This window comes from Pseudomonas asturiensis, from assembly GCF_900143095.1.
GTDB classification, from domain to species: domain Bacteria; phylum Pseudomonadota; class Gammaproteobacteria; order Pseudomonadales; family Pseudomonadaceae; genus Aquipseudomonas; species Aquipseudomonas asturiensis.
In genome coordinates this window covers 15,418-40,030 of sequence record NZ_FRDA01000009.1, presented here as the reverse complement: position 1 = coordinate 40,030, position 24,613 = coordinate 15,418, and the positions used below count along the sequence as shown (strand labels likewise).

Sequence of the window (24,613 nt, the reverse complement as noted above, 5' to 3'; positions counted from 1 at the left end):
TCGGGCTGCTTTGGTAAAATCCACCCCCATGACTTCCTTGCCCGATCTCGACCAAATGACCCCCGAACAACTGCGCACACTCGCTGCGCAGTTGATGTCCAAGGTCGACACCCAGAGCCGAAAGATCCATCGTGATGAAACGATCATCGAACAGCTCACTCACGAAATCGCCATCCTTAAGCGCCACAAGTTTGCCAAGCGCAGCGAGCAGATCAGCCCGGCGCAAGGCAGCTTGCTCGATGACCTGCTCGATACTGACCTCGAAGCCATCGAGACCGAGTTAAAAGCCCTTCATCCCGCTCCCGCACAGGCAGAACCACGCCAGCAACCCAAGCGTGTACCGTTGCCACCGCAGTTCCCACGTACTGTGATCCATCACGAGCCGGACAACACCCAGTGCGCTTGCGGCTGCCAGCTTCAGCGCATCGGTGAAGATGTCAGCGAAAAGCTGGACTACACGCCGGGCGTGTTCACCGTCGAACAGCATGTGCGTGGGAAATGGGCATGTCGGCAGTGCGAAACACTGATCCAGGCCCCGGTGCCGGCGCAGGTAATCGACAAGGGTATCCCCACTGCCGGCCTGCTGGCCCACGTGATGGTGGCCAAGTTCGCCGACCACCTGCCGCTGTACCGGCAAGAAAAGATCTTCGGCCGTGCCGGCCTGGCCATCCCGCGCTCGACACTGGCGCAGTGGGTGGGTCAAACCGGCGTGCAGCTTCAGCCCCTGGTCGATGCGTTGCGCGAAGTGGTGCTGGCCCAGCGCGTGGTTCACGCCGATGAAACGCCGGTACAAATGCTGGCTCCGGGAGAGAAGAAAACCCATCGTGCTTACGTCTGGGCCTACAGCAGCACGCCATTTTCGGCACTCAAGGCTGTTGTCTACGACTTCAGCCTCACCCGTGCCGGCGAACATGCGCGTAACTTCCTGGGCATCTGGAACGGCAAGCTGGTCTGTGACGACTTCGCCGGCTACAAGGCCAGCTTCGAACTGGGCATCACCGAAATCGGCTGCATGGCGCATGCACGCCGCAAGTTCTTCGACCTGCATGTGGCCAATAAAAGCCAGTTGGCGGAGCAGGCGCTTCACTCGATTGGTGGGCTGTACGAAGTCGAGCGACATGCCAAGGAAATGAGTGACGAAGATCGCTGGCGACTACGCCAGGAAACGGCGGTGCCCATCGCTGAAAAACTACATGAGTGGATGCTGGCACAGCGTGGACTTGTGCCCGAGGGTTCGGCCACAGCCAAAGCTCTGGATTACAGCCTCAAACGCTGGGTAGCGCTGACGCGCTACCTGGACGATGGTGCTGTGCCCATCGACAACAACCAGATCGAGAACTTGATCCGGCCATGGGCGCTTGGGCGGTCGAACTGGTTGTTTGCGGGATAGCTGCGCAGCGGCAAGCGGGCGGCAGCGATCGCGAGCCTGATCCAGTCGGCGCGCTTCAACGGGCATGACCCGTATGCTTATCTCAAGGATGTGCTGACGAGGTTGCCGACGCAGCGAGCCAGTGAGATCGAGCAACTGCTTCCGCATCGGTGGACGCCTGGCCGATCTGTGCAAAGTGCGTTTACTTTATGAGGGGTGTGTTGACTCGTCTGACGATGCAGCGGGTGAGCGAAATCGAACGACTCCTGCCATAAGAATGGGCGCTTCTTCAGCGACTCAACGCGCGTCTGCCAACCTTAGCTACGACGCAAACTTGATTGCGCCCATTGTTCTGCACTGGTCACTGGTAATCCATGTATTGCGTTGAATGTCATCGCTACATCCCATGCCACACCACGGCCCATAGCAAAAACTGCCCGGTATTTTCGTAAGTTATCGTCAGGTTTTTCTGCAAGGTCTGCTAGCAACTGCTGCACGCTAAGCGCTCGGCGCTCGACTTTCCGTTCGATGACTCGCTCAACCAAATCAGCCAAAGCGCCGTAGGTGAGGGTGTCACCAGCGGTGTAAACGACCTGATTAAGAAGGCGCGGGCTGTGCAGGACAATGGCGGCGGTGAGCGTGCCTATGTCCTCCGGTGTTGTCACCGTAACCATGGTTTCAAAGCTGCCCAACGCATTAACCTGTCCGGCGTTTAGGTCAACGACCCCGAAAGCTGGATCGAATAGGAAGCTGGTGAACATGCCGGTGGAAATAATCACCCATTCAGTCCGAGATTGAGCACGTAACAGGTCGCGAACATCCAGTTGCTCGTCGAACAGGTCTTGAGGGCTGCCACGACCAATTAAGTCGTAGTCAACGCCGAACTGCCATGGAATATAACGTTTCACACCCGATGTGAGCGCGGCTTGAGTCAACTTAAGCTGAGTACCCCGGCCCGCAGCAAACCCTACGCAACTGATCACCGTGTCGAAGCGTCCCAGCACCGCCGCAAGCTCTTCGATGGAGGCATTGGTGATGTCAGCTGTCTCAATAGCAACCCCTAGCTTCCTGATGGCTTGAATATCCTGTTGTTTTTCCATTGACGAGTTCTGCACAGTGGCTTGACGCAGCAGCACGGTAATGTTGATCGATTCGGTTGATCGGCCGGCCAGTCCTTGCAATACGGCAAGCCCTAGTTCGCCTGCCCCCAATACCAGAATACGTTGTTTGACGTTTGAAATAGCAGCCTGCATGGTGAGCCCCTGTCTGACGTACTTAATTTGAAGCTAGGAATCTTGTCATGGACATCGATGCGCAAAAAGTAGGTACATCGGTGATACCGAGCGGTCTGGATGCTCAGGAAATCGTGCGCCTTTCACAGAATGCCTGTCGCGAACTGAGCGAGGATGAGGATGGTCTCAAGCGCGATATCCTTAGTCATTCTGGAAACCGATGGTCACTAGGCGTGGTGCATGCGCTGGGTGTGAGTAGCCCCTTGCGCCACGCGGAGTTACGTCGCCGATTGGACGGCGTCACTCAACGCATGCTCACTCACACACTGCGTCAGCTGGAACGCGACGGCCTGATCTCTCGACGCGATTTTGGCGAGAAGCCCTTGCGTGTCGAATATGCTCTGACCGAGCTTGGAATGGGATTATTGGTGCAGATGATTCCGCTATGGACGTGGGTGATCGAGCAGTCAGAGGGGTTTAATGAGGCTCGCAAGCGTTATGACGAGCGATAAGGGTGGAATAATGCACTGCATCCTAACGCTCGACATGATGTAGGTGGTTTTCCCGGACGCTTACGGCACAATCAACACCCCCGGAATAAAAAACGGGCCAGGTATCGCTACCTGGCCCGTTTTGTATTGCCGCGAAACGTCAAAGCATCGCTTTGGCGATCTTGGCCTGCTCATCAGCGTGGTACGACGAACGCACCAGCGGGCCGGAAGCGACGTTCTTGAAGCCCATCTTGTAACCCTCTTCGGCGAACCAGGCGAACACGTCCGGGTGCACGAAGCGCTGTACCGGCAAGTGGTTGCGCGACGGCTGCAGGTACTGACCCAACGTCAGCATGTCGATGTCGTGCTCGCGCATGCGTTGCATGACTTCGATCACTTCCTCGTCGGTCTCGCCCAGACCCAGCATCAGGCCCGATTTGGTCGGTACATGAGGGACCATCTGCTTGAAGCGCTGCAGCAGGGTCAGCGACCACTGGTAGTCCGAACCCGGACGCGCAGCCTTGTACAGACGCGGCACGGTTTCCAGGTTGTGGTTGAACACATCCGGTGGCTCGGCCGCAGTGATTTCCAGCGCAACGTCCATTCGGCCACGGTAATCCGGCACCAGCGTTTCGAGTTGCACGCCCGGCGACAAACGACGGATTTCGCGGATGCAGTCGGCAAAGTGCTGAGCACCGCCGTCACGCAGGTCGTCGCGGTCAACCGAGGTGATCACGACGTACTTCAGGCGCAGGTCGGCAATCGCGACGGCCAGGTTCATCGGTTCATCCGTATCCAGCGCCTTCGGACGACCATGACCCACATCGCAGAATGGGCAGCGACGGGTACAGATGTCGCCCATGATCATGAAGGTCGCGGTGCCGCCGGAGAAGCACTCGCCCAGGTTCGGGCAGGAGGCTTCTTCGCAGACGCTGTGCAGCTTGTGCTTGCGCAGCAATTGCTTGATGCGGTCGACTTCCGGAGAAACCGGAATGCGTACGCGAATCCAGTCAGGCTTCTTCGGCAGATCGACGGTCGGAATGATCTTCACCGGGATGCGCGCAACCTTCTCCGCACCGCGCAGCTTCACGCCGGCTTCGACTTTCGGACGGGCCACGCGCTCGGATACATCGAGCGTCGGGATCAGGGTTTGCACGGTGTCAGTCATATTCGTTTATTCCGCCCGTTAGGGTCGCCTGCTCAGCGTAGTCGAGGTGTCTGACGAGCTGCGCGCGCAGTCGGGCACTTACCTCGGAAAATTCTATCTGCTCTGCGTGATCGCTCAGCTGGGTCATTGCCAGCCCGGCGTAGCCACACGGGTTGATCCGGCGGAACGGCTCAAGGTCCATGTCGACGTTCAGCGCCAGACCATGAAACGAGCAACCGTTGCGAATGCGCAGACCCAGCGATGCGATCTTGGCCCCATCCACGTACACGCCCGGGGCATCCGCCTTGGCGGCCGCCGTCACCCCGTAACTGTCCAGCAGGGCAATGAGCGTGTTTTCGATCCGGGTCACCAGATCGCGCACGCCGAAACCGAGGCGCCTGACATCCAGCATCAGGTAGGCCACCAGTTGACCGGGGCCATGATAAGTCACTTGGCCGCCACGATCGACCTGTACAACAGGAATATTGCCCGGCAACAGCAAATGTTCGGCCTTGCCGGACTGACCCTGGGTGAATACAGGAGGATGTTGCACCAGCCAGACTTCGTCCGCCGCGTCCTTGCCGCGACCGTCGGTGAAGCGTTGCATGGCGTGCCAGGCGGTTTCGTAATCGATCAGACCCAGATCACGAAAGCCCAGGGCCTCGCCCATCAGAGCACCATGTGCACGACACCCGTAGCGCGCAGAGCACTATTGATATCGCGCAACTGGTCTTCGCCGGTGGCGACGATGTGCAGTTGTACGGTGGTGTACTTGCCATTGCTGCTCTGACGCTCGGCGAGCGTCTTGATGTCGATCTTGGCATGCTTGCTCAAGACCTCGATCACAGCATCCGTGAAGCCCACGCTGGTGTCACCGATCACTTTGATCGGGTAGTCGGCGCAGGGAAATTCGATTTTGTGCGACTTGACGTCGGTATCTGTCATGGCAGTAAAGGTCTCACAAGCCGTGACGACGGACACGCGGCCCGCTCAGATCATGAGCAGGCCGCGAGAAGGTCGGCATTGATTACTAATAAGGTCAGTTGAACAAGCCGTAGAAGAACAGGCGGATGCTATCCCACACGCGGCGGAAAATGCCACCTTCCTCGACAGGTTCCAGCGCAATCAGATTAGCGGTGTGAACCACCTTGTCTTCCATCTTCACTTCAACCTTGCCGATCACATCGCCCTTGGCGATAGGTGCAACCAGCTGAGGGTTCATGGTCATGCTGGCCGACAGCTTTTTCATGTCGCCTTTAGGCATGGTCATGCTCAGATCGTCAGCCAGACCGGCCTTGACCTGACGCACGGTGCCTTTCCAGACCGGCGCCTGAGCCAGTTCGGTGCCCTTCTGGTAGAAGTTCTGGGTTTCGAAGAAACGGAAACCATACGTCAGCAACTTCTGGGTCTCGGCGGCACGAGCCTGTTCGCTGTTGGTGCCGAACACCACGGCAATCAGACGCATGCCGTCACGTACGGCCGACGACACCATGCAGTAGCCTGCTTCTTCGGTGTGGCCGGTTTTCAGACCGTCAACGGTCTTGTCGCGCCACAGCAACAGGTTGCGGTTAGGCTGCTTGATGCCGTTCCAGAAGAACTCTTTCTGCGAGTAGATCGCGTAGTGAGCCGGGTCTTCGTGGATGATCGCGCGGGCCAGCTTGGCCATGTCGTGAGCCGACGAGTAGTGCTCGGGGTTCGGCAGACCGGTCGGGTTCATGAAGTGGCTGTTGGTCATGCCCAGATCGCCAGCCGTCTTGTTCATCATGTCGGCGAATGCGTCTTCACTGCCGGCGATGTGCTCGGAGATCGCGACGCTGGCGTCGTTGCCGGACTGAATGATGATGCCGTGCAGCAGGTCGCTGACGGTCACCTGGCTGCCCACCTTGATGAACATCCGCGAACCGCCCGTGCGCCAGGCATTTTCACTGATGGTCACCGGATCGTTCTCGCCGATCTGGCCACGACGGATTTCCAGAGTCGCGATGTAGGCGGTCATCAACTTGGTCAGACTCGCAGGAGCCAGACGCTGATCACCATTGTTCTCGACCAGGACATTGCCACTGGTGGCATCCATCAGAACATAAGACTTGGCGGCCAGTTGCGGCGCGGCCGGTGTCATTTGCTCTGCGGCCCAGGCAGCCGGAGTGATTATCAGGGGTACAAGCAGGCACAAACGTTTTGCAAAGGTGGTGATGTTCATCCGTCTCTCGAAAATGCTAATGGGCAAACATGCCCTTGCGGGCAAAGCTGAACAGACCGGCGAAGCATATACGCCTCGGTACGGCTCGTGGCGCCAGGCTACATCCCTGGCTGACAAAGTCGTCTGTTCGACACACGACCTCGTGGGGCAGTTACCGGCGGCGCTTGCCTGATGGCCAATACGCGCCGCCTGCGACTGCCTTTCATCCTCCACTGCTGCTGGAGGACGACTGTCAAAAAATCCGTTACTGGTCCGATGTCACGACGCTTGGCTGGCCGAGGTTGGCCGAGCGGACGCTGTCCTGCAACTGCTGGGCTTCACCCGGCGTGCCAACGGGTCCCATCCTGACGCGGTAAAGCGTTTGCTGATTGCGCGCTATCGAGCTCACGAAAACCGGGGCCCGAACCATCCCGCTCAGTTTCGACCTCAGGAGCTCCGCAGCGTCCGGATTCGCGAAGGCTCCCACCTGGAGAAATAGCCCAGCGGCTTGTCCTGAAGCGTTTTTTTTTGCGTCAACCTGAACCGGTACAACAGGAGCGGCGTGTTGCTGAGGCGGCGGCGTGTATTGCTCGACCGTCCCGGTGGACGTACTTAACGCAGGCGGCGTGGCCTGGGCCATCACTTGCGGCTGATTGAGCATCAGCGGCGCAGGACGACCACGCTGGGCCCACCACTCCTGTGGGTCGATGCCTTCGACCTTGACCCGCGCAGTGCCGCTTTCGGCGTAGCCGAGTTTTTTGGCGGCCGCGTAAGACAGGTCGATGATGCGATCGGAATAGAACGGCCCCCGGTCGTTGACCCGCAGAATTACTGTGCGGTTGTTGTCCAGGTTGGTCACTTTGACGTAACTGGGCAGCGGCAGGGTCTTGTGTGCCGCGCTCATGCCATACAGGTCGTAGACCTCGCCATTGGCGGTGTTCTGACCATGAAACTTGGTGCCATACCAGGATGCGGTGCCCGACGCGACGTAGCGCTTGGACTCACTCATCGGAAAGTAGGTCTTGCCCAGCACGGTATAAGGGTTGGCCTTGTAGGGACCGGTGTGCAGGGTCGGTGTGGCATCCGGGATGCGTGAAACATCCACGTCCCACCACGGCGCGCCGTCCTTGTGGGCACGGTTGATGTCCAGACCGGGCATGGAGCGCACCACCGCGCCGCCTTTTGGCGACTGCTGTGTGGTGCGTGAAGGAGACGAGCAACTGGCGACCAACAGGGCCAGCCCTGCAAACCCCAGCAACTTCAACGATGTACGAATCGGCAATGCCCGCATTACTTGACGCCTCGAGCTTGAACCAACGATTCAGACAGCTGATACACGGCCATGGCGTACATCACACTGCGGTTATAACGGGTGATTGCGTAAAAATTGTTCAAACCCATCCAGTATTCCGGGCCATTGTCGCCTTCCAGGCGAAACGCTGTCACTGGCAGGTCGTCGCGCAGCGCATCATGACTCGCCCAGCCCAGGCCTCGCAACTCCCCGACCGACATCACCGGATCAAGACCCGGACTCAAACCTTCGTCTATGCGCTCGCCTCGGGCATCCGCCCGGCTGACAACCTGCTGACCGGCGACCCAGCCATGGCGCTTGAAGTAGCTGGCCACACTGCCAATCGCATCGTCGGGATCGGTCCAGATGTTGATATGGCCATCACCGTCGAAATCCACGGCGTAAGCACGAAAGCTGCTCGGCATGAACTGCGGCAAGCCCATGGCTCCGGCGTAGGAACCCTTCAGCGTCAGCGGGTCGACCTGCTGTTCACGTGCCAGGAGCAGGAATTCTCTCAGCTCCTTGCGAAAGAATGGCGCGCGGGGCGGGTAATCGAAGCCCAGCGTCGATAACGCGTCGATCACCCGATAATTGCCGGTATTACGGCCAAAAAAGGTTTCAACGCCGATGATCGACACAATGATCTGTGCCGGTACGCCATATTCCTGCTCGGCACGGGCCAGCGCGGCCTCATGCTGACGCCAGAAATCGACACCGCGGGCGATACGCGCGTCGGTCATGAACATCGGCCGGTAATCTTTCCACTGCTTGACGCGCTCGGCAGGACGGGAGATCGCATCGAGAATCGGCTGCTTGCGCTCGACCTCACGGAACAGCGCCATCAATTGCTCACCGGCAAAACCGTGATCGCGGGTCATTTCACCGACGAACTCGGCCACCTGGGGCGAGCCTTCGTAATCACCGGCCAACGCCTCCTGCACCGATCCAAGGATGCCCACCAGGCCGACCACCGGAGCATATCGAGCCCAGTTACGCATTGCTTGCATTGAGTTGTTCACCTTAATCAAACCTGAGCGATCCATTTGCGATGTGTGTGGATCGACATCAAAACCCCAAACGCTGACAGTAGGGTCACGAGCGAAGTTCCGCCGTAACTAATGAAGGGCAGCGGAACACCTACAACCGGCAGCAGGCCACTGACCATACCGATGTTGACGAAAACATAAACAAAAAACGTCATGGTCAGCGCGCCTGCGAGCAATTTTCCGAACAGCGTCTGCGCCTGCGCGGTAATGACCAGCCCGCGACCGATCAGCAACATATAGATGATCAGCAGCGCACAGATCCCCACCAGCCCGAACTCCTCACCCAATACCGCGATGATGAAGTCGGTGTGGCTTTCCGGCAGGAAGTCCAGATGCGACTGCGTGCCCAGCAGCCAGCCCTTGCCAAACACGCCGCCCGAACCAATGGCCGCCTTGGACTGGATGATGTTCCAGCCGGTGCCCAGCGGATCACTTTCAGGATCGAGGAACGTCAACACGCGCTGCTTCTGATAATCGTGCATGAAGAAAAACCACATCGCGACGGCCGCCGGTACGGCAGCGGCCAGCACGCTGATGATCCAGCGCCAGCGCAAGCCGGCCATGAACAGCACAAACGCACCCGAGGCCAGAATCAGCAACGATGTGCCAAGGTCCGGCTGACGCACGATCAGAATGAACGGCACACCGATCAACGCCAGGCTCACGGCCACATGTTTGAGGTGCGGCGGCAAGGTGCGCTTGGACAAATACCAGGCAATGGTCGCCGGCATGATGATCTTCAGGAATTCCGAGGGCTGGAATCGAATGACGCCGGGGATGTTGATCCAGCGGGTCGCGCCCATGGCGTTATGCCCCATCACGTCCACGACCACCAGCAAGAGCACGCCGAGCACATACAGAACCGGCACCCAGCGGGCCATGAACCGGGGTTCGAGCTGGGCGATGACCACCATGGCGACCAGACCGATACCGAACGAGCTGGCCTGCTTGATCAGCAGGTCCCAGTTCTTGCCGCTGGCCGAATACAGGACAAACAGACTGCCCGCCGCCAACGTCAGCAGCAGGATCAGCAGCGGACCGTCGATATGGATGCGCTGCAGGAAGGTGGCGCGACGGCGCATCACATCTTCGCTGGACAGGATGCGGTCGAAATTACTCTTCACGGGCCGCAGCCTCCAGATTCAGGGAACCGGCGTACTCAGGCTTGAGCTGGCCGTTCTCGTCGAGCAGCCAGGCATCCATCACCTGACGGACAACGGGGGCAGCGACGCCGGAGCCGGACTCGCCGTTCTCCACCATCACGGCCACAACGATTTTGGGATTGTCGGCAGGCGCGAAGCCGACGAACAGGGCGTGGTCGCGATGCCGTTCCTGAACCTTGGTGCGGTCGTACTTCTCGCCCTGCTTGATCGCCACGACCTGCGCGGTACCGCTTTTGCCAGCGATGCGGTATTGCGCACCGATGGCGGCCTTGCGCGCCGTGCCGCGCGCGCCGTGCATGACTTCCTGCATACCGTGGTTGACCCTGGCCCAGTTGGCCGGGTCGCGCAGAATAATGTCCGGCATCGGGTTCTCGTCCACCGGCGGCTTGCCTTCAATGGTTCGGGCCAGATGCGGCCGGTTCCACACGCCTTTGTTGGCCACCAGCGCAGTGGCCTGGGCCAGTTGCAGCGGCGTGGCCTGCATGTAGCCCTGGCCGATCCCCAGAATCAGCGTCTCGCCGGGGAACCAGGCTTGCCTGCGAGTGGCGCGCTTCCAGTCCCGCGACGGCATCAGGCCTGCGGACTCTTCGAACATGTCCAGCGAGACCTTCTGGCCGATGCCGAACTTGTTCATGTAAGTGGAAAGCCGATCGATGCCCAGCTTGTGGGCCAGATCGTAAAAGTAAGTGTCGTTGGAGCGCATGATGGCGGTGTCCAGATCGACCCAGCCGTCACCGGTACGGTTCCAGTTACGGTATTTGTGATCGTAATTGGGCAACTGATAAAAGCCTGGATCGAACACACGCGAAGCAGGCGTCACGACACCGGCATCCAGCCCGGCGATGGCCACCGCCGGCTTGATGGTCGAACCGGGCGGATACAGGCCGCGCAGAATACGGTTGAACAGCGGCCGGTCGATGGAATCGCGCAGCTCGGCGTAGGCCTTGAAGCTGATACCGGTCACGAACAGGTTCGGGTCGAAGCTCGGCGCACTGACCATCGCCAGCACCTCACCGGTTTTCGGGTCCAGGGCCACGACCGCACCTCGACGCCCGCCCAGCGCGGCTTCGGCGGCTTCCTGCAAATTGATGTCCAGGCTCAGGACAATGTCCTTGCCGGGGATCGGATCGGTGCGTTTGAGCACCCGCAATACACGGCCCCGGGCGTTGGTCTCGACTTCTTCATAACCCACCTGACCATGCAATTCAGGCTCGTAGAAACGCTCGATGCCGGTCTTGCCGATATGGTGCGTGCCGCTGTAGTTGACCGGATCGAGGCTCTTGAGCTCTTTCTCGTTGATCCGGCCCATGTAACCAACCGAATGCGCGAAGTGCGGCCCCTGCGGATAATGCCGAACCAGTTGCGCCACCACCTCGACGCCCGGCAGGCGGAACTGATTGACCGCGATCAGCGCAATCTGCTCTTCCGTCAGCTCGAAAAGCACGGGCACCGGCTCGAACGGCCGTCGCCCCTGCTTCATACGCTTTTCGAAAATGATGCGGTCGTCAGGTGTGAGCTGGAGGATCTCGACGATGGTGTCCAGTACAGCGGACCAGTCGCCGGAGCGCTCACGTGTGACAGAGAGACTGAAGCTGGGCCGGTTATCGGCCACCACCACGCCGTTGCGGTCGTAGATCAGGCCACGGCTGGGTGGAATCGGCTGAACGTGAACCCGGTTGTTTTCCGACAGGGTCGAATGGTAGTCGTACTGAATGACCTGCAGGAAATACAAACGGGCGATCAGCACGCACACCAGCAACACGACCGCCACAGCACCGAACACGACCCTGCCGCGCACCAGGCGTGCGTCTTTCTCGTGGTCTTTTAGGCGGATCGGTTGAGACATTTAGGCCGTATTCACAGTAAAAACGATGCTACTTGTGATAAGGGTGCCCGGACAGAACGGTCCAGGCGCGATACATCTGCTCACCGATCAGGATACGCACCAGCGGGTGCGGCAAGGTCAACGGCGACAGCGACCAGCGTTGCTCGCTGCGGGCACAGACTTCCGGCGCCAGCCCCTCGGGGCCGCCGACCATCAGGTTGACCGTGCGGGCATCCAGGCGCCAGCGATCGAGTTCGACCGCCAGTTGCTCGGTGCTCCACGGTTTTCCATGCACCTCCAGCGTGACGATCCGCTCACCCGGCTGAACCTTGGCCAGCATCGCCTCGCCTTCCTGACGGATGAAGCGCGCGACGTCGGCGTTCTTGCCACGGGTATTGAGCGGAATTTCCACCAGTTCAAGCGCAAGTTCTGAGGGCATCCGCTTGGCGTACTCGTGCCAACCTTCTTCCACCCACTTGGGCATGCGCGAACCAACGGCGATCAGACGCAAACGCACGATAATGCCTTATTCGTTACCCGGAGTATGGTGTGCAGCGCTGGCTGCGCGGCTCTGCTCGGCACCTTGCCACAGACGCTCCAGGTCATAGAACTGGCGTGCGGCAGCAGTCATCACGTGAACGATGACGTCACCCAGGTCCAGCAAGACCCAGTCGCTGTCGCCCTTGCCTTCTTCGCTCAACGGCATGAGGCCTGCAGCCTTGACCTTCTCGCGAACGCTGTCGACCAGAGCGTTCAACTGGCGGTTGGAAGTACCGGTGCAGATCAGCATGTAGTCGGCGATGCTGGTCTTGTCGCGCACGTCGATGGCCAGAATGTCTGCGCCCTTGACGTCTTCCAGTGCGGCGGTTGCCACGGCGACGACTTCTTCACTGCTCATTTTTTGCTTTGTCATATAAAACTCATTCAGCTCGTATGTGTGGGAGCGTCCAAACGCTTATCTGTAAAAAGCAGTTTCAGGACGACCCATCTGTGTTCGGCGCACGGTAAAGCCCGTGCACATCGATATAGGCCAGTACCGCGTCTGGCACCAGAAAACGTACCGACTTACCGCTGGCCAGCAGTTGACGGATCTGGGTGGCAGACACCGATAAAGGCGTCTGCCAGACGAATGTAATGTTGCCGCCCGGCCCTTTCAGGGCCTTGGGGTCGCTGACAGCGCGCGCCGCCAGCAGGTTGCGCATGGCATCCGGCGACTCGCTGTCCGCGTCCGGGCGTTGCAGCACCACGATATGGCAGTGCTCCAGCAATTCTTCCCACCGATGCCAGGAGGGCAGCCCGCAAAAGGCATCCCAACCCAGCAACAGAAACAACTGGTCCTGAGGCGCGAGTTCGGCGCGCATCGATTCCAGGGTGTCGAGGGTATACGACGGTTTGTCCCGTTTCAGCTCACGGTCATCCACCGTCAAAGGTGACACGCCCTGCACAGCACTGCGGACCATCGCCAGACGATCCTCGGCCGTGACACTCGGCATGTCGCGATGCGGGGGCCTGGCGCTGGGCGTCAGGCGCAACTCATCGAGTTCCAGCAACTCGGCCACTTCCAGCGCTCCGCGCAAGTGACCGATATGAACCGGATCGAACGTGCCCCCAAGCATGCCGATACGTCTGGGCAACGCTGTCATGGGCTCGCTCAAGTCAGGCTTGTCCGCGCAGTTGACCGTCACCGATCACGATGTACTTCTCGCAGGTCAGCCCTTCAAGGCCGACCGGACCACGGGCGTGCAGCTTATCAGTAGAAATGCCGATCTCGGCACCCAACCCGTATTCGAAGCCATCGGCAAAGCTGGTCGGCGCATTGACCATGACCGAACTGGAGTCGACCTCGGCCATGAACCGGCGAGTCTGGCCCTGATGGTCCGAGACGATGGCGTCGCTGTGGTGCGAGCCGTAATGGTTGATGTGCTCGATGGCTTCATCCAGACCGGTGACGATGCGAATCGACAGAATCGCTGCCAGATACTCGGTGTGCCAGTCGTCTTCGGTCGCCGCGATGACATCGATCAGCTCGCGGGTGCGTTCGCAGCCACGCAACTCGACGCCCTTCTCACGAAACTGCGCAGCCATCGGCGGCAGGAAATCGGCGGCGACGGTCTGGTCGACCAGCAGGGTTTCCATCGCGCCGCAAATGCCGTAGCGATAGGTCTTGGCGTTGAACGCGATCTTTTGCGCCTTCGCCAGATCGGCATGGGCACTCACATACACATGACAGATACCGTCCAGGTGCTTGATGACCGGCACGCGGGCGTCACGGCTGACGCGCTCGATCAAACCCTTGCCACCACGCGGCACGATGACGTCCACGTACTCTGGCATGGTGATCAACGCGCCCACGGCAGCGCGATCGGTGGTTTCGACCACTTGCACCACGGCAGCGGGCAGTTCGGCGTCCGCCAGGCCACGCTCGATGCAGGCGGCAATCGCACGGTTGGAATGAATGGCCTCGGAACCGCCGCGCAGAATGGTCGCATTACCGGACTTCAGGCACAGGCTCGCGGCATCGATGGTCACGTTCGGACGCGACTCGTAGATGATGCCTACAACACCCAGCGGCACGCGCATCTTGCCGACCTGAATACCCGATGGCCGATAGCTCATGTCACGGATGGCTCCCACCGGGTCCGGCAGACTGGCGACCTGACGCAACCCGACGATCATGCTGTCGATGCGTGCGGGGGTCAGGGCCAGACGTTCCAGCATGGCCGGCTCAAGACCATTGGCCTGACCGTTGGCCAGGTCCAGCGCATTGGCGGCAGACAGCTCGGCACGGGCTTCGTCCAGAGCGGCGGCGGTGGCCAGCAGGGCGCGGTTTTTCTGCGCGGTGCTGGCACGGCCGATCACTCGCGAAGCTTCGCGGGCGGCGCGACCCAGGCGGGTCATGTAGTCAAGAACGGACTCAGTCATGGTCTCAGAGGTCTTGGCAGAGAGGAAAGCGGCCGATTATAGCTGTCGTGCCGCCCGAACGACAGCGCAGACAGGCGGATGGTCGATAACAGTGCGCAGTTTTCTGCAACTGCCTTGGTCGGGAGTGGTCCAGACGCCGCCATGGCGGCATCAGCCGCGCCTGAGGCCAGTCACGTTCAGAAACAACAAAGTCGGCCTTGATGACACATTCAGCTGCAATTCAAGATGCGCTTGTTATTATCGGCACCTTCCCGTTTTCAGTTGCCTGCCTATGCCCACCGCCCTTCCCGACTGCTTTTTCAATCGCGACGCCCAAGTGCTCGCGCGCGATCTGCTCGGCAAGGTCATTCGGCACAAGGTCGGTGGGCTATGGCTCGCGGTGCGCATCATCGAAACTGAAGCCTATTACTGCGCCGAAAAAGGCAGCCACGCCTCGCTGGGCTACACCGAGAAACGCAAAGCGCTGTTTCTGGAGGGCGGCCACATCTATATGTACTACGCCCGGGGCGGTGACTCGCTGAACTTCAGTGCAGAGGGTCCCGGCAACGCGGTGCTGATCAAGTCTGCGTACCCTTGGATCGATGCCGTCAGCGACGAAAACGCGCTGGCACAGATGCAGCTCAACAACCCCGATGCCAGCGGTGCCATCCGTCCGCCGCAACGACTGTGCGCAGGTCAGACCCTGCTGTGCAAGGCGCTGGGGCTGAAAGTCCCGACGTGGGACGCAAAACGCTTCGATCCTCTCAAATTGCTGGTCGAGGATGTCGGTGAGCAACCGACCCGCATCATCCAGACTACCCGGCTCGGCATTCCTGCCGGCCGTGATGAGCACCTGATGTACCGCTTCGTCGATGCCGATTACGCGCGTTTCTGTACGCGGAACCCTCTCAGGCGCGGTCAGGTCGAAGGCCGCGACTACTTACTTCTCGATCAAGGAAACTGACCCATGGGCGACCTGCTCAATGGCATGACCGGCTGGCTGACGGCAAACCCTTCCTGGGTTGCCGTCGCGATTTTCCTGGTGGCATTCATAGAATGCGTTGCGATTGTCGGGATCGTTGTGCCGGGCACAGTGATCATGTTCGCCATTGCCGCGCTGGCCGGCAGTGGCATCCTGCCTTTGAGCGAAGTGTTGTTGCTGGGTTTTCTGGGCGGGTTGCTGGGTGATGCGGTCTCGTATTTCATCGGCCGCCGTTTCCATCAGAACATCCGCCAGTTGCCGGGGCTGCGAACGCACCCGGAATGGATGACAGGCGCTGAGTCCTACTTCCACAAATATGGCATTGCCAGCCTGCTGGTCGGACGCTTCATCGGCCCGCTGCGGCCCATGCTGCCGATGATCGCCGGCATGTGCGACATGCCGTTCCCGCGTTTTGCGGCGGTGAGTGTGGTGGCCGCCGCTGGCTGGTCGATCGCTTACCTGATGCCTGGGTGGGCAGCCGGTGCGGCGATCAGGCTGCCACTGCCGGAAGGTTTCTGGACCGAGGCCGCGTTCGTCGGCGCAGGCCTGGCGCTGCTGTTCGGCTTGAGCATTCAAAGCAGCATTCGCCAGAAACGCTACGCGACCAAGGCGATTTCACTGATCAGCCTGGCACTGGTCGCCGCATTGTTCATCGGCTGGCCGTACCTGACAGACTTCGATAATGGCCTGATGACGCTGGTGCAGGAGCACCGCAGCGAAACCGCTCAAAACATTGTGGTGCTGGTCACCAGCATCGGTGACTTCAAGGCGCAACTGCTGGCGGCTTCGCTGCTGATCATCGCGCTGCTGATTGCCAGGCAGTGGCGTCACGCAGCGTTCGCGCTGGCGACCACATTGGGTACCGCCGTCGCGAACGGCACGCTGAAAGCATTTTTTGCCCGCGCCCGGCCAGAAGTGCTGGTCGATCCACTCACCACCTACAGCATGCCGAGCGGACACAGTTCGGCGGCGTTTGCGCTGTTCATGACCCTGGCGGTACTGGCAGGCCGTGGCCAGCCGGTGCGCCTGCGTCTGACCTGGTTGCTGGTGTTCGGAATTCCGGCGCTGGCGATAGCCCTGTCGCGGGTCTATCTGGGTGTGCACTGGCCGACGGATATCCTGGCCGGCATGCTGCTGGCGTTCTGCATCTGCGCCGCGAGCCTTGCGATCATTCAGCGCAACGAACCGCTGCCAGCCATGTCACCCAAGGTCTGGTGGCTGGTCCTTCCGGCCCTGACTGCGCTGCTGGGCACCTTTGCGGTGCGCGCGCTGGCGCATGGCGTGCTGCGTTATCAGTATTGATGGTGCTCAATAGACGCACACTCAGTGCAAGGCGTCTCGCTATCTCCTGCGAGACGCCACAGGCTCAAGCCTGTAAATCGCCCTGCATTTCATCCAGCAATTCCTGAATCGCGTCCAGACGCTCTTCGGGATCGTCGATTTCCAGCAGTTCGATCTTGTCTTCTTCAGTAAACGGCAGCAGGTACGCCAGTTGATTGGCCAGCGACTGCTGCCCCTCCGCCGTCACGCCCATGTTCAGCGACGCGACCATCGGATGCTCGGCCAGCGCTTCGAGCAGCGCCACCAGATCGGCGTCTTCTTCCTGTAGCGGGCGCTCTTCGGGCTCTTGCAGCCACTCGACCTCAGCGACCAGCAACTGGTCGCGCTGCACCTCGGCACCCACCACCCGGAAGCGTCGTGCGCCCACCACGCGTATGCCCAACAGGCCGTTGTCCTGCTGCTGAAAGTCCTGAACCAGCGCCTCGCAGCCGATCAGCGAATAGCCTCCCGGCGCCGAACCGGTTTCGCTGCCCTGGGTAATACACACGACACCAAACCCTGCCCCCTGCTTCATGCAGCGGCCAATCATGTCCAGGTAGCGCGCCTCGAACAGTTGCAGGTCGAGCACGCACCCGGGAAACAGCACAGCGTTCAGTGGAAACAAAGGCAACGTCATAACAAGCCCCTCAAACGACCAACGACATTGCCAACGGCAGGAACAATGCCGTCGCAACCCCCATCAGGCTCATCGCCAACGCGGCGAAAGCCCCTGCCTCCTCACCTTCCTGCAGCGCGACGGACGTGCCGACCGCGTGTGCGGTCAGGCCCAGCGCCATGCCTCGGGCGGCGTGGTTCTCGACACCGGCCAGCGACAAAAGACCTGGGCCGAAAATGGCACCGAACACACCGGTAATCAACACGAAAACCGCCGCCAGCGCAGCCACTCCACCCATCTGTTCGGCCACCAGCATGGCAATGGGCGAGGTGACCGATTTCGGTGCCATGGTCATCAGGATCATGTGATCGGCGCCGAACAAGACTCCCAACCCCACGCACAGACCCGTGGCAAAAACGCCACCCACCACCAGCGTAGTCAAGGTCGGCCAGAACAACTGACGAATCCGGCGCAGATTCAGATAAAGCGGCACGGCCAGCGCAACGGTCGCAGGGCCCAGCAGAATGCCGAGTATTTCAGTGCTTTTACGGTATTCGGCGTAATCCAGGCCACAGGTGAGCAGAATACCGATCACCACCAGCATGGACACCAGCACCGGCTGCAGAAACAGCCAGCGGGTTCTCTCGTAAGCGACCATGGCCAGTTGATAAGCGCCCAGCGTGATGGCAATCCCGAATAACGGATGGTGGATCACCGATGCCCACGCGCCGTTCCAGTCAAGATTCATGACGGCTCCCGGCGGCGCGCCTGACGCTCGATAAGTTTCTGCATCAGCCAGCCCACGAAGGTCAGCGAAATCATCAAGGACAGCGACAGGGTGCCGAAAATGGCCCAGAAATCCTCGGCGATGGCGGCGGCGTACACCATCACGCCCACCGCTGGCGGCACCAGCAGCAGCGGCAAATAACGCAACAGGCTGCTGGCGGCCATGCTGACGGGCTCGCCCACCTCACCGCGCAGCATCAAAAAGCCCATGAGCAGCACCAGGCCGATGATCGGCCCCGGCAGCATCGATAGAAACAGATGGTTGAGCGCCGTTCCCAACAATTGGAACAGCACCAGCCATGTCAAACCCCGTAGCAACATGAGCACTCCAGCACACTAGACAGACCCGGCGAATTCTCTGCCGCATTATAAACATGACGCGCCAGTGCCTATGAGCCGGTATTCGCGCGCATGACGCTGCTTGACCAACCGGCAACCCTCTGCTGATCTTGTGGTTCGTCTGCGGGCGATATCCTACGCAGTCATCAGCATTACGCTACAACACCAGAAGACAAGGAGAGTGACATGCCTGTTGTACCTGTTTCAGAACTCACGAACTACATCGGCAAGGAACTGGGATGTTCCGAGTGGCTGACCATCGATCAGGAACGTATCAACCTGTTCGCCGAAGCGACAGGGGATTTCCAGTTTATCCATGTCGACCCGGTCAAGGCTGCAAGCACCCCGTTTGGTACCACCATCGCCCATGGTTTTCTCTCGCTGTCGCTGATTCCCAAGCTCATGGGTGACCTGCTGGTGTTGCCGGAAGGGATGAAGATGGTGATCAACTATGGCCTGGACAGCGTGCGCTTCATCCAGCCGGTGCCGGTCAACTCCCGCGTGCGCCTGAAGGTCGAACTGACCGACGCCACGGAAAAGAAACCCGGCCAATGGCTGCTCAAGGCAACCACGACCATGGAGATAGAGGGCCAGGAAAAACCGGCCTTTGTGGCTGAACCGCTGTCGATGTGCTTCGTGTAACACGTCTGAAAAACGAAACAGTCGTAACAGACTGTTTCGTACCCGTTACTCACTGCGGCATACTCGCCGACGGTTGAAACCAATACATCTGCCCAGCAGAGCCGGTTCAACGCTGAATCACTCTTTTGGGATCTCACATGCGCGCGCTCGCCCCACTGGCTTTGACACTCTTGATCGCAGGTTGCGGTGATGGCGAATCACTGCTGCCCCCCGACGGCCGTCTTGCAGATGGCGGGCGTTACCGTGGCGACGTGGTTGACGGCCTGTTGCAGGGCCGGGGCCGTATCGATTACCCCAACGGCAGTTGGTATGAAGGCCAGTTCGATCACGGCATGAGACAAGGTGCGGGCGAACTGCACGCCAGCAATGGCGACATTTACAAAGGGGGCTTCGAACAAGGCCTGTACAGCGGCCAGGGTCGACTGACCACTCGCAGCGGTGCGACCTATGTCGGCGGCTTCAAGCTGGGACTGCGCGACGGCGAAGGCACCCAGAAAGACAAAGGCATGTTGTACCGCGGCCAGTTCAAGGCGGGGCTGTATGAGGGTCCAGGCCGCCTGGAGCTTGAAGACGGCAGCCAGTTTCAAGGCCTGTTCGCCAATGGCAAACCCAACGGCGAAGGCGTGCGCAGCGATGCCAGCGGCAATCAGTACAGCGGCACATTCGTCGATGGCCAGTTGCAAGGCAACGGCAGCTTCAGCAGTGCTGATGGCGACCAATACGTAGGCCGCTTTCGCAACAATCAGCTCGACGGCACCGGCCGCTATGAAAACAGCGACGGTGATGTATGGAGCGGTGAGTTCAGAGAAGGCGCGCTGACAGGCAAGGGCGAGCTGATCGGCTCCGACGGCAGCCGCTATCAGGGCGAATTCAACAACTGGCGCTTCTCGGGACAGGGTCGACTGCAACTGCCCGATGGCAGTCAGTACGTCGGAGAGTTCGCTGACGATACCTATCACGGTGACGGCGTTCTGACGGCGGCCGATGGCGCAGTGCAGCGCGGCATCTGGGCCAATGGCCAACGTATTCGCGATGCCAAAGGCAAACTGTTGCCCGACGCGCTGGAAGCAGGTCTGCTCGCACAAGGCTCACTGCTGGAAAAAGCGCTGGCCGCCGTGCCCGCCTCCACCTCGACGCCTGAGCTGTACAGCCTGGTAGTGGGCGGCGATGGCAAGCAGAGTGTCTTCATGCGCGAAGCGGACTATGTCAGCAATCTGCTGGCGACGCGCTTTGGCGCAGTGGGACAGATCAGCCTGGTCAACCATCGCGACCACATGGATGACCGGCCGATGGCCACCCGCGAGACCATCACCCGTGCCATGCAGACACTGGCGCAGCGCAGCGGCCCTGAGGACCTGATCTTCATCTACCTGACCAGCCACGGCACTCAGGACCACGAACTGGTGCTGGACCAGCCACGCCTGTCACTGGCCGACCTGCCCGCCGACGCGCTGGCCGCGGCCCTCGCCCCGTTGAAGAATCGCGACAAAGTCGTGGTGATTTCGGCCTGTTATTCCGGCGGCTTCATTCCGGACCTCAAAGACGAGCGCACGCTGGTCATGACCGCGTCGCGCGCCGACCGGGTTTCCTTCGGCTGCTCTGAAGAGGCAGACTTCACCTATTTCGGCGACGCACTATTCGGCAGGGCGCTGGTCCAAACAGATGACTTGCAGCAGGCGTTCAACGACGCCAAGGCCTACGTCGCCCGACGCGAAACCGAAGATAATTTCGAAGCATCAGAACCGCAGATCTGGGCCCCCAAAGGCGTTATTGCCCGCTGGCAGCTGTTACGCAAGAATCAGGCAGAACGCGCGCTGAATACGGCGTTGAATCGCAAGGAAGCGAAGACCTCGAGTAGCCGCTAGGCTTATCCGTATCAAGGGAGAAACATTATGTACTTGACGCCGAAACACATCCTGCTCGCAGGTGCGACAGGCCTGACCGGCGAGCATCTGCTGGATCGCCTGCTCAATGAGCCCACCGTCAGCCGTGTACTCGCACCTACGCGCCGACCTCTGGCTGAACATCCCCATCTTGAAAACCCGGTAGGCGACCTGACCGCGCTGCTGCCATCGCTGGGCGGTCGGGTGGACATCGCCTTCTGCTGCCTGGGCACGACCATCAAACAGGCCGGCTCGCAGGACGCGTTCAAGGCTGTGGACCTGGACCTGGTCGTGGCGTTTGCCAAGCGTGCACGTGAACTGGGAGCCCGGCACCTGCTGGTGATCAGCGCCGTGAGTGCCGATGCGAAATCCAGCGTGTTCTACAACCGCGTCAAAGGCGAGATGGAACAGGCGCTCAGAAGGCAGGACTGGCCGCAACTGACCATTGCCCGTCCTTCCCTGCTGATCGGCAATCGCCCGGACACCCGCTGGGCCGAACAACTGGCGGCGCCCATCGCCAAACTGATCCCCGGCAAATACGGCGCCATCGAAGCCTGCCAACTGGCCCGAGCCCTGTGGCGGCTGGCGCTGGAGGAGCAGGATGGCGAGCGTATTGTCGAGTCGGATGAACTGCGCAAGCTCGGGAAATAAACAGCACAAGCATGTGCCCCGCCCTGCGGCAATGGCGCACACGCCTGTTCCTGTCGAACCCAACGCAACTTACCGATTACACGCGCTTTCGTGAGAGCGGGCTTGCTCGCGACATAGATCGGTACATTCAGCCCGCGGGAGCGGACTTGTCCGCGAAGGGGCGGTGCATTCAGCCGAAGTGGTGCGCCTGGAAGGCAGTCTTCGTGGACAAGTCCACTCCTACAGGCTGAAAGCCGGTTTCAGCGTGTGGGAGCAAGCTTGCTCACGAAAGGGCTGGTACGCCCTACAAATACTCAGTGAATGAAGCGCAGTATCCGCGGGCAAACCAAACGCTGTCCGGTCGGCTTCCACCATGTCGGTCAAAGCCCGCCAGTAGCCTGAACAAAAAAGCCTAACGCGGCCAGCAGCGACAACGGCAGCAACACGGTATCAAGCAAGGCGCTAGCCGGCAGGTCCACACCCGGATAGCTCGGAGCCTCGGCCCCGAAGAGATCGGTTGCGCAGCAACCACCCTCTATCGCATACATGTCCAGCCGCGTGCCCGCGTAGACCACTGGCGCGCCGGGTTTGGCGGCATCGAGCGTACGCACCGTGGCGCAGCCGGTCATGACCAGCGCCAGCGCAATGATCAGCAGCTTATTCATCGCCACCGACATGGTGCTCACCCCAGCGCGGCAACATGTCCTGCGGCACATTCAGCAGGTTCAGAATCCGCGCCACCACGAAATCCACCAGATCATCGATGGTCTGCGGCTGATGATAGAAACCGGGCGACGCGGGGAGGATCACGGCGCCCATGTTCGACAGCTTGAGCATGTTCTCCAGATGAATGCTGGAGAACGGTGCCTCGCGTGGCACCAGAATCAACTGGCGACGCTCCTTGAGGGTGACATCAGCCGCGCGCTCGATGAGGTTGTTGCAGGCCCCGGTCGCAATCGCCGACAGCGTGCCGGTCGAACACGGCACCACGACCATTGCGCTTGGCGAACCCGAACCAGACGCCACAGGCGACATCCAGTCATCACGTCCATAGACCCGAATCTGCCCCGCTGCCGCACCGGTGTACTCGGTCAGGAACGCCTGCATCATCATCGGCTTGGGCGGCAGGCGCACATCAGTCTCGGTCGCCATCACCAGTTGCGCGGCCTTGGAAATCAGGAAATGCACTTCCCGGTCTTCACGCACCAGACAATCCAGCAGACGCAGGCCATATTGCGCGCCCGAGGCGCCGGTCATGGCGACCGTGATGCGTTCCGGCCCGCTCATTTCAAAGCCTCGGCCAGTTTGCCATGCAGGCCGCCGAAGCCGCCGTTGCTCATGATCACGATATGCGTGCCTGACTGCGCCTGGCTTTTGACCCGCGCAATGATCGCATCAAGCGAATCGCACACCACTGCTGGCACAGAGCATTCAGCCGCCGTTGCAGCCAGATCCCAGCCCAGATTGGCGGGTGCGTACCACACCACCTGATCAGCCTGCTTCACGCTCTCCGGCAGACCGTCGCGGTGCGCGCCGAGCTTCATGGAATTGGAGCGTGGCTCGATCACGGCAATGATCGGTGCGTCGCCGACGTTCTTGCGCAGACCGTCAAGGGTGGTGGCGATGGCGGTCGGGTGGTGGGCGAAGTCGTCATAAAGAATGATGCCGCGCACATCGGCGACCTTCTCCATGCGCCGCTTGACACTCTTGAACGCACTCAGCGCCTCGACGCCTTGCGCAGGCACGACGCCTACGTGACGGGCCGCGGCGAGCGTTGCCAAGGCGTTAGCGACGTTGTGCTGACCGGTCATGCCCCAATCGACCGTGCCTTGCACCTGACCGTCGAACACCACCTCAAAGCGCGAACCGTCGGCACTCAGCAGACGCGCCTGCCATTGGCCGCCTTCTCCAGTGGTTTGTACTGGCGTCCAGCAGCCCATCTCGATGACACGCGACAGGGCGGGCTCGGTGGTGGGATGAATCACCAGGCCTTCACTCGGGATAGTGCGCACCAGATGGTGAAACTGCCGCTCGATGGCAGCCAGATCCGGGAAGATGTCAGCGTGATCGAACTCAAGGTTGTTGAGGATCGTGGTGCGCGGGTGGTAATGGAGGAACTTGGAACGTTTATCGAAGAAGGCGCTGTCATACTCATCGGCCTCGACCACGAAGAACGGCGTGTCGCCCAAACGTGCCGAGACCGCGAAATTCTGTGGAATGCCGCCGATCAAAAAGCCGGGGCTCATGCCCGCGTGCTCTAGCACCCACGCCAGCATGCTGCTGGTGGTGGTCTTGCCATGCGTACCGGCCACTGCCAATACCCAACGCCCTTGCAACACATGGTCCGCCAGCCATTGCGGGCCGGACACATAAGGCAAACCTTTATTCAGAACATGCTCGACCGCCGGGTTGCCACGCGACAGGGCATTGCCGATGACGATGAGGTCCGGCGCGGGATCAAGCTGTGCGGGGTCGTAACCCTGGGTCAGCTCGATGCCCTGGGCTTCGAGCTGCGTACTCATGGGTGGATAGACGTTGGCGTCGGAGCCTGTGACCCGATGCCCCGACTCTTTGGCGAGCACCGCCAGCGAACCCATGAACGTGCCGCAGATACCAAGGATATGAATATGCATGACCAACCTCTCAGAACATCCGCGCAGGTTAACGTAGGGAGGTTGAAATGGCACCCTGAGTTTGTCCGTAGCCTCGCGGTGCAGGGTCTGGTCCAGGCCATGAACATGAGGCTAAAGTTCAGGTCCCGAAGGCGAGGC

General features: G+C 60.3%; 25 protein-coding genes and 1 pseudogene. 7 read left to right on the top strand and 19 right to left on the bottom strand.

Annotated features, from left to right (window positions below; genetic code table 11):
* Positions 1-28 precede the first annotated feature (28 nt).
* Positions 29-1,582: pseudogene (tnpC, locus tag BUB69_RS16605) on the top strand (IS66 family transposase).
* A 104-nt stretch (positions 1,583-1,686) separates the two neighbouring features.
* On the opposite strand, the gene BUB69_RS16600 reads toward tnpC, so the two are convergent.
* Positions 1,687-2,622: an aromatic alcohol reductase gene (locus tag BUB69_RS16600; protein WP_073168666.1), complete on the bottom strand. Its 936-nt coding sequence runs from the start codon at positions 2,620-2,622 to the stop codon at positions 1,687-1,689.
* A gap of 47 nt (positions 2,623-2,669) precedes the next feature.
* On the opposite strand from BUB69_RS16600, the gene BUB69_RS16595 reads away from it, so the two are divergent.
* A complete protein-coding gene (locus BUB69_RS16595; protein ID WP_056845121.1) occupies positions 2,670-3,113 on the top strand; it encodes a winged helix-turn-helix transcriptional regulator in 444 nt (147 codons plus the stop codon).
* A gap of 139 nt (positions 3,114-3,252) precedes the next feature.
* On the opposite strand, the gene lipA is transcribed toward BUB69_RS16595, so the two are convergent.
* From lipA to BUB69_RS16530, 12 genes are all read right to left on the bottom strand, one after another.
* Positions 3,253-4,260: a lipoyl synthase gene (gene lipA / locus BUB69_RS16590; protein ID WP_073168664.1), complete on the bottom strand. Its 1,008-nt coding sequence runs from the start codon at positions 4,258-4,260 to the stop codon at positions 3,253-3,255.
* The gene (gene lipB, locus BUB69_RS16585; RefSeq protein WP_073168662.1) at positions 4,253-4,909 is read right to left on the bottom strand and encodes a lipoyl(octanoyl) transferase LipB; all 657 of its coding nucleotides are present in this window, start codon (positions 4,907-4,909) and stop codon (positions 4,253-4,255) included. The genes lipA and lipB overlap by 8 nt, the downstream gene beginning before the upstream one ends.
* Complete coding sequence (locus BUB69_RS16580; protein ID WP_024688025.1) at positions 4,909-5,184, bottom strand: DUF493 domain-containing protein; 276 nt, start codon at positions 5,182-5,184, stop codon at positions 4,909-4,911. The genes lipB and BUB69_RS16580 overlap by 1 nt, the downstream gene beginning before the upstream one ends.
* 94 nt (positions 5,185-5,278) lie before the next feature.
* Positions 5,279-6,439 (bottom strand): D-alanyl-D-alanine carboxypeptidase family protein, encoded by a 1,161-nt coding sequence (locus tag BUB69_RS16575; RefSeq protein ID WP_073168660.1) that lies wholly within the window; start codon positions 6,437-6,439, stop codon positions 5,279-5,281.
* Between the two features lie 244 nt (positions 6,440-6,683).
* Positions 6,684-7,709, bottom strand: coding sequence for a septal ring lytic transglycosylase RlpA family protein (locus BUB69_RS16565; RefSeq protein WP_073168657.1), 1,026 nt, complete (start codon positions 7,707-7,709; stop codon positions 6,684-6,686).
* Positions 7,709-8,716 carry a lytic murein transglycosylase B gene (gene mltB / locus BUB69_RS16560; protein WP_073168655.1) on the bottom strand — a complete coding sequence of 336 codons (1,008 nt, stop codon included), beginning with the start codon at positions 8,714-8,716 and terminating at the stop codon, positions 7,709-7,711. Before mltB ends, BUB69_RS16565 begins: the two co-directional genes overlap by 1 nt.
* Before the next feature lie 17 nt (positions 8,717-8,733).
* On the bottom strand, positions 8,734-9,837 hold the full coding sequence (gene rodA / locus BUB69_RS16555) for a rod shape-determining protein RodA (RefSeq protein ID WP_005753105.1): 1,104 nt from the start codon (positions 9,835-9,837) through the stop codon (positions 8,734-8,736).
* Between the two features lie 31 nt (positions 9,838-9,868).
* Positions 9,869-11,764 (bottom strand): penicillin-binding protein 2, encoded by a 1,896-nt coding sequence (gene mrdA, locus BUB69_RS16550; protein WP_073168652.1) that lies wholly within the window; start codon positions 11,762-11,764, stop codon positions 9,869-9,871.
* A gap of 28 nt (positions 11,765-11,792) precedes the next feature.
* Positions 11,793-12,260 carry a 23S rRNA (pseudouridine(1915)-N(3))-methyltransferase RlmH gene (rlmH, locus tag BUB69_RS16545; RefSeq protein ID WP_002555336.1) on the bottom strand — a complete coding sequence of 156 codons (468 nt, stop codon included), beginning with the start codon at positions 12,258-12,260 and terminating at the stop codon, positions 11,793-11,795.
* 9 nt (positions 12,261-12,269) lie between these two features.
* Positions 12,270-12,656 (bottom strand): ribosome silencing factor, encoded by a 387-nt coding sequence (gene rsfS, locus BUB69_RS16540; RefSeq protein ID WP_073168650.1) that lies wholly within the window; start codon positions 12,654-12,656, stop codon positions 12,270-12,272.
* 61 nt (positions 12,657-12,717) lie between these two features.
* Positions 12,718-13,386: a nicotinate-nucleotide adenylyltransferase gene (nadD, locus tag BUB69_RS16535; RefSeq protein WP_073168648.1), complete on the bottom strand. Its 669-nt coding sequence runs from the start codon at positions 13,384-13,386 to the stop codon at positions 12,718-12,720.
* Positions 13,387-13,399: 13 nt separating this feature from the next.
* On the bottom strand, positions 13,400-14,665 hold the full coding sequence (locus BUB69_RS16530; protein WP_073168646.1) for a glutamate-5-semialdehyde dehydrogenase: 1,266 nt from the start codon (positions 14,663-14,665) through the stop codon (positions 13,400-13,402).
* Between the two features lie 271 nt (positions 14,666-14,936).
* On the opposite strand from BUB69_RS16530, the gene BUB69_RS16525 reads away from it, so the two are divergent.
* Positions 14,937-15,608 (top strand): DNA-3-methyladenine glycosylase, encoded by a 672-nt coding sequence (locus BUB69_RS16525; protein ID WP_073168644.1) that lies wholly within the window; start codon positions 14,937-14,939, stop codon positions 15,606-15,608.
* 3 nt (positions 15,609-15,611) lie between these two features.
* A complete protein-coding gene (locus BUB69_RS16520) occupies positions 15,612-16,928 on the top strand; it encodes a bifunctional DedA family/phosphatase PAP2 family protein (RefSeq protein ID WP_073168642.1) in 1,317 nt (438 codons plus the stop codon).
* A gap of 64 nt (positions 16,929-16,992) precedes the next feature.
* On the opposite strand, the gene BUB69_RS16515 is transcribed toward BUB69_RS16520, so the two are convergent.
* From BUB69_RS16515 to BUB69_RS16505, 3 genes are read right to left on the bottom strand one after another with little or no spacing between them, the layout of a single operon-like run.
* The gene (locus BUB69_RS16515) at positions 16,993-17,583 is read right to left on the bottom strand and encodes an LON peptidase substrate-binding domain-containing protein (RefSeq protein WP_073168640.1); all 591 of its coding nucleotides are present in this window, start codon (positions 17,581-17,583) and stop codon (positions 16,993-16,995) included.
* Positions 17,584-17,593: 10 nt separating this feature from the next.
* The gene (locus BUB69_RS16510) at positions 17,594-18,310 is read right to left on the bottom strand and encodes an LrgB family protein (protein ID WP_073168638.1); all 717 of its coding nucleotides are present in this window, start codon (positions 18,308-18,310) and stop codon (positions 17,594-17,596) included.
* Positions 18,307-18,669: a CidA/LrgA family protein gene (locus BUB69_RS16505; RefSeq protein ID WP_073168635.1), complete on the bottom strand. Its 363-nt coding sequence runs from the start codon at positions 18,667-18,669 to the stop codon at positions 18,307-18,309. Before BUB69_RS16505 ends, BUB69_RS16510 begins: the two co-directional genes overlap by 4 nt.
* A 204-nt stretch (positions 18,670-18,873) precedes the next feature.
* Between BUB69_RS16505 and BUB69_RS16500 the strand changes: the two genes are divergently transcribed.
* The 3 genes from BUB69_RS16500 to BUB69_RS16490 all read left to right on the top strand — a co-directional run bounded on the left by BUB69_RS16500 (position 18,874) and on the right by BUB69_RS16490 (position 21,863).
* A complete protein-coding gene (locus BUB69_RS16500; protein ID WP_073168633.1) occupies positions 18,874-19,329 on the top strand; it encodes a MaoC family dehydratase in 456 nt (151 codons plus the stop codon).
* 137 nt (positions 19,330-19,466) lie between these two features.
* Positions 19,467-21,194 (top strand): C13 family peptidase, encoded by a 1,728-nt coding sequence (locus BUB69_RS16495; RefSeq protein ID WP_073168631.1) that lies wholly within the window; start codon positions 19,467-19,469, stop codon positions 21,192-21,194.
* A 27-nt stretch (positions 21,195-21,221) separates the two neighbouring features.
* On the top strand, positions 21,222-21,863 hold the full coding sequence (locus BUB69_RS16490; protein ID WP_073168629.1) for an NAD(P)H-binding protein: 642 nt from the start codon (positions 21,222-21,224) through the stop codon (positions 21,861-21,863).
* 359 nt (positions 21,864-22,222) lie between these two features.
* Here the strand turns inward: BUB69_RS16490 and BUB69_RS16485 are convergent, their stop codons facing one another.
* The 3 genes from BUB69_RS16485 to mpl are packed head-to-tail and all read right to left on the bottom strand — an operon-like array spanning position 22,223 to position 24,475.
* Positions 22,223-22,507 (bottom strand): YceK/YidQ family lipoprotein, encoded by a 285-nt coding sequence (locus BUB69_RS16485; protein ID WP_073168927.1) that lies wholly within the window; start codon positions 22,505-22,507, stop codon positions 22,223-22,225.
* On the bottom strand, positions 22,500-23,129 hold the full coding sequence (ubiX, locus tag BUB69_RS16480; RefSeq protein WP_073168627.1) for a flavin prenyltransferase UbiX: 630 nt from the start codon (positions 23,127-23,129) through the stop codon (positions 22,500-22,502). The genes BUB69_RS16485 and ubiX overlap by 8 nt, the downstream gene beginning before the upstream one ends.
* The gene (gene mpl / locus BUB69_RS16475) at positions 23,126-24,475 is read right to left on the bottom strand and encodes a UDP-N-acetylmuramate:L-alanyl-gamma-D-glutamyl-meso-diaminopimelate ligase (protein ID WP_073168624.1); all 1,350 of its coding nucleotides are present in this window, start codon (positions 24,473-24,475) and stop codon (positions 23,126-23,128) included. Before mpl ends, ubiX begins: the two co-directional genes overlap by 4 nt.
* Positions 24,476-24,613: the final 138 nt, after the last annotated feature.

What these genes read in the sequence shown, in the direction of transcription:
- BUB69_RS16565 (WP_073168657.1), bottom strand. Translation starts at nt 7,709, where the DNA reads ATGCGGGCATTGCCGATTCGTACATCGTTGAAGTTGCTGGGGTTTGCA.
- nadD (WP_073168648.1), bottom strand. Translation starts at nt 13,386, where the DNA reads ATGACAGCGTTGCCCAGACGTATCGGCATGCTTGGGGGCACGTTCGAT.
- BUB69_RS16495 (WP_073168631.1), top strand. Translation starts at nt 19,467, where the DNA reads ATGCGCGCGCTCGCCCCACTGGCTTTGACACTCTTGATCGCAGGTTGC.
- BUB69_RS16510 (WP_073168638.1), bottom strand. Translation starts at nt 18,310, where the DNA reads ATGAATCTTGACTGGAACGGCGCGTGGGCATCGGTGATCCACCATCCG.
- mpl (WP_073168624.1), bottom strand. Translation starts at nt 24,475, where the DNA reads ATGCATATTCATATCCTTGGTATCTGCGGCACGTTCATGGGTTCGCTG.
- BUB69_RS16575 (WP_073168660.1), bottom strand. Translation starts at nt 6,439, where the DNA reads ATGAACATCACCACCTTTGCAAAACGTTTGTGCCTGCTTGTACCCCTG.
- BUB69_RS16505 (WP_073168635.1), bottom strand. Translation starts at nt 18,669, where the DNA reads ATGTTGCTACGGGGTTTGACATGGCTGGTGCTGTTCCAATTGTTGGGA.
- rodA (WP_005753105.1), bottom strand. Translation starts at nt 9,837, where the DNA reads ATGCGCCGTCGCGCCACCTTCCTGCAGCGCATCCATATCGACGGTCCG.
- BUB69_RS16580 (WP_024688025.1), bottom strand. Translation starts at nt 5,184, where the DNA reads ATGACAGATACCGACGTCAAGTCGCACAAAATCGAATTTCCCTGCGCC.
- mltB (WP_073168655.1), bottom strand. Translation starts at nt 8,716, where the DNA reads ATGCAAGCAATGCGTAACTGGGCTCGATATGCTCCGGTGGTCGGCCTG.
- BUB69_RS16595 (WP_056845121.1), top strand. Translation starts at nt 2,670, where the DNA reads ATGGACATCGATGCGCAAAAAGTAGGTACATCGGTGATACCGAGCGGT.
- BUB69_RS16525 (WP_073168644.1), top strand. Translation starts at nt 14,937, where the DNA reads ATGCCCACCGCCCTTCCCGACTGCTTTTTCAATCGCGACGCCCAAGTG.
- ubiX (WP_073168627.1), bottom strand. Translation starts at nt 23,129, where the DNA reads ATGAGCGGGCCGGAACGCATCACGGTCGCCATGACCGGCGCCTCGGGC.
- rsfS (WP_073168650.1), bottom strand. Translation starts at nt 12,656, where the DNA reads ATGACAAAGCAAAAAATGAGCAGTGAAGAAGTCGTCGCCGTGGCAACC.
- BUB69_RS16520 (WP_073168642.1), top strand. Translation starts at nt 15,612, where the DNA reads ATGGGCGACCTGCTCAATGGCATGACCGGCTGGCTGACGGCAAACCCT.
- BUB69_RS16490 (WP_073168629.1), top strand. Translation starts at nt 21,222, where the DNA reads ATGTACTTGACGCCGAAACACATCCTGCTCGCAGGTGCGACAGGCCTG.
- mrdA (WP_073168652.1), bottom strand. Translation starts at nt 11,764, where the DNA reads ATGTCTCAACCGATCCGCCTAAAAGACCACGAGAAAGACGCACGCCTG.
- BUB69_RS16515 (WP_073168640.1), bottom strand. Translation starts at nt 17,583, where the DNA reads ATGACGTTGCCTTTGTTTCCACTGAACGCTGTGCTGTTTCCCGGGTGC.
- BUB69_RS16530 (WP_073168646.1), bottom strand. Translation starts at nt 14,665, where the DNA reads ATGACTGAGTCCGTTCTTGACTACATGACCCGCCTGGGTCGCGCCGCC.
- BUB69_RS16485 (WP_073168927.1), bottom strand. Translation starts at nt 22,507, where the DNA reads ATGAATAAGCTGCTGATCATTGCGCTGGCGCTGGTCATGACCGGCTGC.
- lipB (WP_073168662.1), bottom strand. Translation starts at nt 4,909, where the DNA reads ATGGGCGAGGCCCTGGGCTTTCGTGATCTGGGTCTGATCGATTACGAA.
- BUB69_RS16600 (WP_073168666.1), bottom strand. Translation starts at nt 2,622, where the DNA reads ATGCAGGCTGCTATTTCAAACGTCAAACAACGTATTCTGGTATTGGGG.
- BUB69_RS16500 (WP_073168633.1), top strand. Translation starts at nt 18,874, where the DNA reads ATGCCTGTTGTACCTGTTTCAGAACTCACGAACTACATCGGCAAGGAA.
- lipA (WP_073168664.1), bottom strand. Translation starts at nt 4,260, where the DNA reads ATGACTGACACCGTGCAAACCCTGATCCCGACGCTCGATGTATCCGAG.